A 9770-nucleotide genomic window follows, 5' to 3' on the forward strand; every position below is an offset into this window, starting at 1 on the left:
TCGGGACGTTCGAGATGGGTTCGTTGCCACCGGGGAGAACACTCACAAAGCCCCAGCCGTGAGGACCTTCGAAAGACGGTCCTGCTCGCTTCGCTGCGCGGGCTGCGACTTTCGTGGTCCCGCTCGCTCTGCTCGCGGGACTCGCGCGGCTCGCTGTGGTCCTCGACCGTTCACTTCATTCACGGTCTGCGGTCCTTACGTCGTCACCAGAAATCTCTAATTTCTGGTTGGCTCACGAGAGCACTGCTCTCGTGAACGCCGGGCTTCGCCCTCACGGCTGCCCCTTTGGGTCCCACCCGACCGGCACCGCACAGCACCTCACGCCTCCCCAGCCTCGTCGCTCGCTTCGCTCGCGACTCCCTCGCGCGCTGCTCGCGCCCTGTGGGCGCTCGCAGGCGCGCCACCGCATGAATCGATCATTGCTTGGACTGTATCGAGCAAACCGACGGACCGAAGAACGGGTATGACGCCATCGCGACGGTTAGTAAGACAGTTACCACGCGGGGCGCTGGAGGGCGTATGGACGTACTGGAGGTCGCGGCGCGGGCGACCGAGACGGGACCGGTGTGTGACGCCTGCCTCGGCCGGCTCGTCGCCGACCGGAGCTTCGGGCTGTCGAACGCCGAGCGGGGGTCGGCGCTGCGCACCGCGCTCGCGCTGCGCGACGACGAGGACCACGACCCGGTCGAGACGGCCGACTGCTGGGTGTGCGAGGGGCGTTGCAGCGAGTTCGACGACTGGGCCGAGCGCGCGGTCGCGGCCGTCGAGGGGACCGAGTTCGAGACGTACAACGTCGGCACCCGGACGCCGCCGCTGATCGAGGAGAACGAGGCGCTGCTCCGCGAGGAGGCCGGGCTCGACGGGGACGCGGGCGAGCCGTTCAAATCGGAGTTCAACCGCGAGGTGGGCAAGCGAGTCGGCCGGCTCACGGACACGGAGGTCTCGTTCGACCGCCCCGACGTGCAGTTCACGATCGATCTCGCCGAGGACGCGGTCGACGCCAAGGTGAACTCCACGTTCGTGTACGGTCGATATCGCAAGCTGGAGCGCGACATCCCGCAGACCGAGTGGCCCTGTCGGGAGTGTAACGGCTCCGGCCGGCAGGGCGCGGACCCCTGCGATCACTGCGGGGGATCCGGGTACCTCTACGACGATAGCGTCGAGGAGTACACCGCGCCGATCGTCGAGGACGTCTTCGACGGCACCGAGGCGACGTTCCACGGGGCGGGCCGCGAGGACGTCGACGCGCTGATGTGCGGCACCGGCCGCCCCTTCGTGATCGAAATCGAGGAGCCGCGACGGCGCCGCGTCGACACCGACCGGCTGCAGGGCGACATCAACGCGTTCGCCGACGGCGCGGTCGAAGTCGAGGGGCTCCGGCTCGCGACCTACGACATGGTCGAGCGCGTGAAGGAACACGACGCGTCCAAGCGCTACCGCGCCGCCGTCGAGTTCGCCGCCGACGTCGACCCGGACGACCTCGCGGACGCGATCGACGAGCTGGCGGGCACGACCGTCGAGCAGTACACGCCGAACCGGGTGGACCACCGCCGCGCGGGCCTGACCCGCGAGCGCGACGTGTACGAGGCGACCGCCGAGCTCGACGGGCCGCGGCAAGCGACCGTCGAGATCCACGGCGCCGGCGGGCTCTACGTCAAGGAACTGATCTCCGGCGACGAAGGGCGGACGGAGCCGAGCCTCGCCGGCCTCCTCGGCGTCGGCGCCGAGGTCACCGCGCTCGACGTGCTCGCCGTCGAGGGCGAAGCGGAGCCGTTCGAGCGCGAGGAGTTCTTCCGAGACTGACGGAACCGGGACCGACGCGGACTCGACCGGACGAGCGGAGTCGGCAGGCGAGAGCGACGGACGGGCGGCGTCGAGGTCGCGGGCGACGGGGGAGATCCTCAGGATTTATCATGCGCACGTCTGACGGTGAAGCATGGACAGGAGCGAGGCCGACGACGTCACCGTCGAAGGCGCCTCCGCCGAAGACGCCGCTACCGAGGACGCAACCGGGGGGTCGGCGGTGGGCGAGCCGGTCCTCCGGCCCGCCGTGACGGACGCGGCCGCGGCCGCGACGACGGCCGCAGACGTCCGGCTGGAGGGGGAGCGTCGGGCGACCCGTCCCGATCGCGTCTCCTCCGTCCTCGTGGCCGTCGGGGAGGGGCCGCACGCGGGGGCCACGGTTGACGTCGCTCGCGAGGTCGCGGACGCGACGGACGCGTGGCTCGAACTCTTCCACGTCGTCCCGTCGGAGGCCGCGATCGCGGCGGAGACGGCGACCGACGAGGGGCGGACGGACGCCGACGACAGGGGCCCGGCCGAGGGCGGCGGTGTCCGGGACTCGGCGGGGGACGACGCCGACGGCGGCCGCTCGGACGGCGATCGGCTCCTCGCCGCGGCCGAGGACCGGCTCGGCGCGTTCGACCGCGTCGACCGCTGGCTGGTCGAGGACCGCACGGCGGCCGACGCGATCGTCGAGCAGTCCCCCTACTACGACCTCGTCGTCGTGGGAGCGCCGACGACCGGGACGGTCGGCCGGTTCGTGTTCGGTTCCACGACCGACACCGTCGTCGACGAGGCCGCCGTGCCCGTGATCGTCGTCGAGGCGAACGGGTCGACCGCGCTCCGCGGGGAGTGACGCCCGCGGGGAGTGACGCCCGCGAGGCGTCCCACGCCTTCACCGGTCCGCCGACGCGTCGAGCACGTCCCACCGGTCAGTGATGATCCCGTCGACGTCGGCCGCGAGCAGCGGGGCGACGTCGGTCTCGGCCGTGACCGTCCACGCGTTGACGGCCAGCCCCGAGTCGTGGGCCGCCTCGGTGAAGGCCGGGTCCGCGGCCGTCTCCACGTCGGGGTGGACGGCGGCACAGCCGAGGTCCGTCGCCGCCCGGACCGCCGGTCCGGGCTCGGCGTCGGCCACGAGCAGCGCGCTGTGGGCCTCCGGGGCCGCGTCCCGAAGGGCGTCGAGGACCGCCGGGCGGAACGAGGAGTACAGCGGATCGACGTCGGTCTCGTCGGCGACGGCGAGCGCGTCCGCGACCAGTCCCGCTTCCTTGAGCTCGACGTTGACACCGGTGTCGTCGGGGAGGGCGGCGAGCGCCTCGGCGAGCCGCGGGACCGGCTCGTCCGAGTCGAGGACGGTCAGGTCACGCAGGTCGGCCCAGTCCGCGTCCGCGAGGCGACCGGTCGCCCCGGTCAGCCGGTCGAGCCGCTCGTCGTGGAACACGACCAGCTCGCCGCTCCCGCACCGGCGGACGTCGATCTCGACCGCGTCGACGCGCGGCGCGGCCCGCGCGATAGCCGCGAGCGTGTTCTCCGGGTACTGCCCGGCACAGCCCCGGTGAGCGATCAGCGCGACGCCGTCCGAACCGGTCTCTGGAACCACACCGGACCACACGGGCGCCGGCAACTTAGTTGACGTGCGCGTGAGCCCACCCTCGGCGACAGGGTTAAATTAGTGTACATACATGTACATCACAACGCGAAATAATACATTGGTGAACACGATGAACATCAACGACACGGTCGAGCGCGTGACGGACGGGAGGGATCTGACGGTCGATGAGGCGCGAGAGGCTGCGCGGCTCGTCTTCGAGGAGGCGACGGAGGCGCAGATCGGCGCGCTGCTCGCCGCGCTCCGCGCGAAGGGCGAGACCGAGGCGGAGATCGCCGGATTCGCCCAAGGGATGCGCGACGCGGCGCGGACGATCGATCCGGCCCGCGAGCCGCTCGTCGACACCTGCGGCACCGGCGGCGACGAGTACGACACGATCAACGTCTCGACGACCGCCGCGATAGTCGCGGCGGGCGCGGGCGTCTCGATCGCCAAACACGGCAACTACTCGGTGTCCTCGTCGTCGGGTAGCGCCGACGTGCTGGAGGTCGCCGGCGCCGACGTCGAGGCCGAACCCTCGGCCGTCGAGGCCGCCATCGAGGACGACGGGATCGGCTTCATGCTCGCGCCGGTGTTCCACCCGGCGATGAAGGCCGTCATCGGCCCGCGCAAAGAGCTGGGGATGCGGACGATCTTCAACGTGCTCGGCCCCCTCACCAATCCCGCCGGCGCCGACGCGCAGCTGCTCGGCGTGTACGACCCCGACCTCGTCGGGACGATCGCCCGGTCGCTGGCGCACATGCCCGTCGAGCGCGCCCTGGTCGTCCACGGCGACGGGATGGACGAGATCGGGCTCCACGGCGAGACGGTCGCCGCCGAGGTCGACGGCGAGGAGGTGACGGAGTTCACGATCGAGCCCGCGGACCTCGGGCTCGAGTCGGCCCCGATCGAGGCGGTCGCCGGCGGGACGCCCCGAGGAGAACGCGGCCGACCTCCGCGGGATCGTCGACGGCTCGGTGACGGGAGCGAAGCGCGACCTGATTTTGGCGAACGCGGGCGCGGCGATCTACGTCGCCGGCGAGGCCGACTCGCTTTCGGCGGCGTCGACCGCGCCGCCGAGGCGATCGACTCCGGCGCGGCCGCCGAGAAGTTCGCCGCGCTGTGCGGCGCAGAGCCGACGACGGACGAGGCGGACGACTGATGGCCCGGGTGAAGATCTGCGGGCTCACGCGGGACGCGGACCTCCGGGCCGCGGTCGACGCCGGCGCCGACGCGGTCGGGGTCATCTCCGAGGTCCCGGTCGACACGCCCCGCGAGGTCGACCCCGCGACGGCGGCGGAGCTGCTCGCGGACGTGCCGCCGTTCGTCACCGCGACGCTCGTCACGATGCCCGACTCGGCGGAGCGGGCGGTCGAACTCGCCCGGACGATCGGGCCCGACGCGCTCCAGTTCCACGGCGAGTGGACCCCCGAGGAGATCCGGTTCATCCGGGCGGAGACCGAGCGGAAGGTCCTGCTCGCGGTCGACGCCGACGACCCCGCGCGGGCGGAGGAGCTCGACGCGGTCGCCGACGCGCTCGTGCTCGACTCGACGGACGAGTCGGGCGCGGGCGGCACCGGCGAGACCCACGACTGGGAGCGCGCGGGTGACCTGGCGGCCCGACTCACCTCGCCGGTCGTCCTCGCGGGCGGACTCACGGCCGACACGGTCGCCGAAGCGGTCCGGGTCGCCGACCCGTTCGCCGTCGACGTCGCCTCCGGCGTGGAGCTGACGGACGGCCAGAAGGACCACAACGCGGTGGCCCGGTTCGTGGCGAACGCGGGCCGGGAGATGGAACTGGCATGAGCGCAGAGAGCCCCCTCGACCGTTCGAAGGCGGCGTTCGTCGACCTCGCGGAAGACGCCGATCGGCCGGTCGTCGTGCGCGCGGCCGCGTCGCTCGACGCCGACACCACGCCGCTGGCCGCGTACGCGACGCTCGTCGGCGACGGCCCGTACGGCTTCCTCTTGGAGTCCGGCGAGAAGGTCGCCTCCAGCGACCCCGACGGCGCGTTCACCGCGGGCGGGAAAGCCGACAGGCACGCCCGCTACTCGTTCGTCGGCTACGACCCCGAGGCGATCGTCTCGGTCCACCCCGACCGCACCGACGTGACGCGGCTCGGGCCGGCCGCCGAGTTCGTCGAGGGCGGGGACGCGATCGGAGACGCCGGTCACGGGAGCGACGCCGACCGCGGAACCGACGCCGACGATCCCCTCGGCCCCGCCGCCGGCGACGCGGTCGACCGCGTCCGCGCGGCGTTCCCCGACGTCTCCCTGCGCGGGTTCCCCGACACCGACCGGCAGATCCTCTCGGGCGGGTTCGTGGGCTTCCTCGCGTACGAGGCCGTCTACGACCTCTGGTTGGAGGAGGTTGGCGTCGACCGCCCGGAGACCGACTTCCCGGACGCCGAGTTCGCGCTCACGACCCGGACCGTCGTCTTCGACGAGAAGGAGGGGACGGCCGAGCTCGTGTTCACCCCCGTGATCGGCGTCGACGACGACCCCGCGGCGGTGTACGACGACCTCGTCGTCGAGGCCGAGCGCGTCGCCGGAGAACTCCGCGACGCGTCGCCGCCCGACCCCGACGGGGTCCGCGTCGAGTCCGAGTCGGCCGGCCCGCGCGAGGAGTACGAGGAGGCGGTTCGGACCGCCAAGCGGCACGTCCTCGACGGCGACATCTACCAGGGCGTGATCTCCCGGAGCCGCGAGCTGCGCGGCGAGGTCGACTCGCTCGGGCTGTACGCGGCGCTGCGCGAGGTGAACCCCTCGCCGTACATGTACGTCCTGCGTCACGACGACCGCAGCATCGTGGGCGCGAGCCCGGAGACGCTGGTGTCGGTGCGGGGCGACCGGGTCGTCTCGAACCCGATCGCGGGCACCTGTCCCCGCGGGACGAGCCCCGTCGAGGACCGTCGGCTCGCGGGCGAGATGCTCGCGGACGGGAAGGAACGCGCCGAGCACACGATGCTCGTCGACCTCGCGCGCAACGACGTCCGGCGCGTCTCGGAGCCGGGCTCCGTCCGCGTCGAGGAGTTCATGAACGTGCTGAAGTACAGCCACGTCCAGCACATCGAGTCGACCGTCACCGGGACGCTCGCGGCCGACGCGGACGCCTTCGACGCGACCCGCGCGACGTTCCCCGCGGGCGCTCACCGGCGCGCCGAAGGTGCGCGCGATGGAGATCATCGACGACCTGGAGACGACGCCGCGGGAGGCGTACGGCGGCGGCGTCGGCTACTACTCGTGGACCGGCGACGCCGACTTCGCGATCGTGATCCGGACGGCGACGCTCGACGAGTCGCCGCCGGACGCGAGCGATCCGGGCGAGACCGCCGTGACCGTCCGCGCCGGCGCCGGGCTCGTCGCCGACTCCGAGCCGGCCGCGGAGTACGAGGAGACCGAACAGAAGATGGACGGCGTGTTGACGGCGATCGACCGCGTCCGAGAGGAGGCGGTCGAGAGCGACGACGGCGCTCCCCTCCTGGCCGAGACGGAGGTCGACGAATGAAGGTCGTCGTCGTCGACAACTTCGACTCGTTCACGTACAACCTCGTCGAGTACGTCTCCGACCAGACGATCGGTGGAAGCGAGATAGACATCGCGGTCCTGAAGAACACCGCGTCGCTCGCAGACGTCGAACGCGAGGACCCGGACGCGATCCTCATCAGTCCCGGTCCCGGCCACCCGAAGAACGACCGCGACGTGGGCGTCACCGCGGACGTGCTCCGGGAGGTGTCACCCGAGGTGCCGACGCTCGGCGTCTGTCTCGGGTTAGAGGCCGCCGTCTACGAGTACGGCGGGACCGTCGGGCACGCCCCGGAGCCGATCCACGGCAAGGCGTTCCCGGTCGAGCACGACGGCGAGGGCGTGTTCGCGGGCCTCGATCAGGGGTTTCGCGCCGGTCGCTACCACTCGCTCGCCGCCACCGAGGTGCCGAACGTCTTCGAGGTGACCGCCACCACCGACCACGACGGCGAGGCGATCGTGATGGGGATCCGCCACCGCGAGCACCCGATCGAGGCGGTGCAGTTCCACCCCGAAAGCGTGCTGACGGCGGTCGGCCACGACGTCATCCGGAACTTCCTCACGTCCGTCTGATCCGGACTCCCGGGTCGCGCTGCGGGCGGTCTCGCTTGCGTCGATCGCGCTAAGTCGATCTCGCTAGCGTCGTCTCCTGGCATCGGTCGCGTTCGTCTCTCAGACGGTCTCGTCCGTCTCGCCCGTCTCTTGCTCACCAGCCTCGTCCGCCGCTTCCTCGCCGGCCTCGTCTCCCGCTTCTTCCTCGCCGGTCTCGTCTCCCGCTTCTTCCTCGCCGGTCTCGTCCGCCTCTTCCTCGCCGGCCTCGTCTCCCGCTTCCTCGCGTCCCGCCAGTCCGACGAGGTGGCCGACCTCGGGGAGGATCACCTCGTCGACGCCGAGCCGGACCGCGTTCTCCGAGCCCGGCAGGCAGAACACGGGCGTCCCGGCGACGACCCCGGCGGTCGCCCGCGAGCCGATCGTCCGCGTCCCCACCTCCTCGTAGGAGAGCCGGCGGAACAGCTCGCCGAAGCCGGGGAGCGTCTTCGCGAAGAGGCCCGCGACCGCCTCGGGCGTGACGTCGTCCGGGGTCACGCCGGTACCGCCGGTGGTCACTATCGCGTCCGTGTCCTTTCGGCGGGCGAGCCGGTCGACCGTCCCCTGGACGCTGTCGTAGTCGTCGGGGATCAGCTCGCGGACGGCGATCTCGTGGCCGGCCTCCTCGAAGGCGGCGACGATGTGGTCGCCGGACGGGTCTCCCTCGTCGAGGGAACGCGAGGACGAGACCGTCACGACCGCGATCGCGACGGAGTCGGCGTCGTGCTCGTGGTGGTCGTGCTCGTCGTGGCCGTCGTGCTCGTCGTGGCCGGTCATGCCGCGTCGTTCGGCGTCGACGCTCAAAACACCCGGCGTCTCGAACGGACCGCGGTCCTGCTCGGCTGCGCGCGCGTCTCAGGGCCAGTCGTCTCGCGTCGCCTCCTCGGTCTGTTCGGACTCGTCTTCGCCGGTCGCGAGGGTCCACCCCGCGGCCTCCGCGGCGTCCTCGACGTCGAGGAACTCCCAGCCCGTCTCCGCGGCGACGGCGGCATCCTCGTCGTCGACGCCGACGAAGACGTGCCGCTCCGTGTCGAACTGCTGGGCGATGTTCTCCAGGCTCTCCTCGACGCCGCGCGGCCCCGAGAAGAAGTCCTGTCGCACGCGGTGTTTTCGGGTGAAATTCGTGACGACGTACGTCGGCTTCTCGCTGACGACGCCGACGTACTCCGTCCACTGCCGGGCGTTGTTGAAGACGGCGTTCGGGTCCGCGAGGACCTTCAGCGCCTTCAGCTCGAAGGCCAGCGTCATGTCGCTGGATCCGCCACTGTCCATACGTCGAGTTTCGCGCGCCGGGCGAAAACAACTTCGCTTCCGAGAACGCGATGAGAGGGGCAATTCCGGAATTGTCGAGGTGTCGACATGATCGGTCGAGAGGAGAGCAGACGAGAGCAGAGCAGACGAGAGGAGACGAGACCAGCCAAGAGCGACGAGTCGGCGTCAGCGCGAGCGGACCTGGTAGTAGTCGGTGAACTTCACCACGTCGCCGTCGTCGAGATTACCGGTTTCCGGTGCCGTCTGTGGCTCTCCGGCCAGCTCCCAGACGACGACCTTCTCCTCCTCGTCAAGCTCATCGTAGTGGCGGACCTGCGCGTCCGCTGGTATCCTGCCGGTGCGTCGGAGCCGTAGTTGTCGTCCCGTTTCGCGGAGTGACATGTGGTACTAATTGTCATGATTTATGATAAACGTTACGGCAGCTGACCCGCGAGCGGGCGAACCTAAACGCGGGGTTCACGACGCAGCGCTCTCGGTCCGCGAGACGATGGCGGTCGCGGCGTCGCCGGTCGGCGTCGGTCGGCGGTCGATGTGGGTCGGCGTCCGCGGACCGATCGCGAGTTTATATACACGGACGGTCCTATTTCGGGACGTGTCCAGCGTCACCGTCCACCTCGACCCGCACGTCCACTCCGAGGACAGCTACGACGGTCACGAGCCGGTGGAGCTCATCCTGGAACACGCCGCGGAGATCGGGCTCGACGGCGTCGTGATCACCGACCACGACGTGATCGGGGAGTCGAAGCGCGCGGCCGAGATGGCCGCCGAGTACGGACTGATCGGGATCCCCGGAGTCGAGGTGTCGACCGCGGACGGTCACCTGCTCGCGCTCGGCGTCGAGCGAATGCCGCCGCGCCGACGTCCCTACGCCGAGACGGTCGCGTGGATCCACGAGCGCGGCGGCGTGGCGGTCGTGCCTCACCCGTTCCAGCGGTCGCGCCACGGAGTCCGTCAGCAGAACATCCCCGTGCCGGCGGACGGGAGCGACGGGCGCGACGACCGCGGCGACGACG

General features: G+C 71.2%; 9 protein-coding genes and 2 pseudogenes. 7 read left to right on the forward strand and 4 right to left on the reverse strand.

Features of this window, described 5'->3' with window-relative positions; genetic code table 11:
* Positions 1 to 519 precede the first annotated feature (519 nt).
* Positions 520 to 1803: a tRNA pseudouridine(54/55) synthase Pus10 gene (locus GJ633_RS10615; protein WP_156588809.1), complete on the forward strand. Its 1284-nt coding sequence runs from the start codon at positions 520 to 522 to the stop codon at positions 1801 to 1803.
* Between the two features lie 133 nt (positions 1804 to 1936).
* Complete coding sequence (locus GJ633_RS10620; protein WP_156588810.1) at positions 1937 to 2638, forward strand: universal stress protein; 702 nt, start codon at positions 1937 to 1939, stop codon at positions 2636 to 2638.
* Positions 2639 to 2677: 39 nt separating this feature from the next.
* Here the strand turns inward: GJ633_RS10620 and GJ633_RS10625 are convergent, their stop codons facing one another.
* Positions 2678 to 3385, reverse strand: coding sequence for a glycerophosphodiester phosphodiesterase (locus tag GJ633_RS10625; RefSeq protein WP_321169020.1), 708 nt, complete (start codon positions 3383 to 3385; stop codon positions 2678 to 2680).
* Positions 3386 to 3506: 121 nt separating this feature from the next.
* Between GJ633_RS10625 and trpD the strand changes: the two are divergent.
* The 4 genes and pseudogenes from trpD (at position 3507) to trpG (ending at position 7470) form a co-directional block, all read left to right on the forward strand.
* Positions 3507 to 4535: pseudogene (trpD, locus tag GJ633_RS10630) on the forward strand (anthranilate phosphoribosyltransferase).
* Complete coding sequence (locus GJ633_RS10635; protein ID WP_156588812.1) at positions 4535 to 5179, forward strand: phosphoribosylanthranilate isomerase; 645 nt, start codon at positions 4535 to 4537, stop codon at positions 5177 to 5179. Before trpD ends, GJ633_RS10635 begins: the two are co-directional and overlap by 1 nt.
* Positions 5176 to 6880 (forward strand): annotated as a pseudogene (trpE, locus tag GJ633_RS10640) (anthranilate synthase component I). The gene GJ633_RS10635 and the pseudogene trpE overlap by 4 nt, the downstream one beginning before the upstream one ends.
* Complete coding sequence (gene trpG / locus GJ633_RS10645; RefSeq protein WP_156588813.1) at positions 6877 to 7470, forward strand: anthranilate synthase component II; 594 nt, start codon at positions 6877 to 6879, stop codon at positions 7468 to 7470. The pseudogene trpE and the gene trpG overlap by 4 nt, the downstream one beginning before the upstream one ends.
* 99 nt (positions 7471 to 7569) lie before the next feature.
* On the opposite strand, the gene GJ633_RS10650 is transcribed toward trpG, so the two are convergent.
* The 3 genes from GJ633_RS10650 to GJ633_RS10660 all read right to left on the reverse strand — a co-directional run bounded on the left by GJ633_RS10650 (position 7570) and on the right by GJ633_RS10660 (position 9138).
* Entirely contained in the window at positions 7570 to 8262 is a 693-nt protein-coding gene (locus GJ633_RS10650) for a molybdenum cofactor biosynthesis protein B (protein WP_156588814.1), read from the reverse strand.
* A gap of 78 nt (positions 8263 to 8340) precedes the next feature.
* On the reverse strand, positions 8341 to 8757 hold the full coding sequence (locus GJ633_RS10655; RefSeq protein WP_156588815.1) for a hypothetical protein: 417 nt from the start codon (positions 8755 to 8757) through the stop codon (positions 8341 to 8343).
* A 165-nt stretch (positions 8758 to 8922) separates the two neighbouring features.
* The gene (locus tag GJ633_RS10660) at positions 8923 to 9138 is read right to left on the reverse strand and encodes a hypothetical protein (RefSeq protein ID WP_156588816.1); all 216 of its coding nucleotides are present in this window, start codon (positions 9136 to 9138) and stop codon (positions 8923 to 8925) included.
* 211 nt (positions 9139 to 9349) lie between these two features.
* Here GJ633_RS10660 and GJ633_RS10665 point away from each other — a divergent pair.
* Positions 9350 to 9770 (forward strand): PHP domain-containing protein (locus GJ633_RS10665; protein ID WP_321169021.1); only part of this gene is annotated, 421 nt, incomplete at its 3' end.

The sequence above is a fragment of the Halorubrum sp. CBA1125 genome, from assembly GCF_009742825.1.
Lineage (GTDB): Archaea > Halobacteriota > Halobacteria > Halobacteriales > Haloferacaceae > Halorubrum.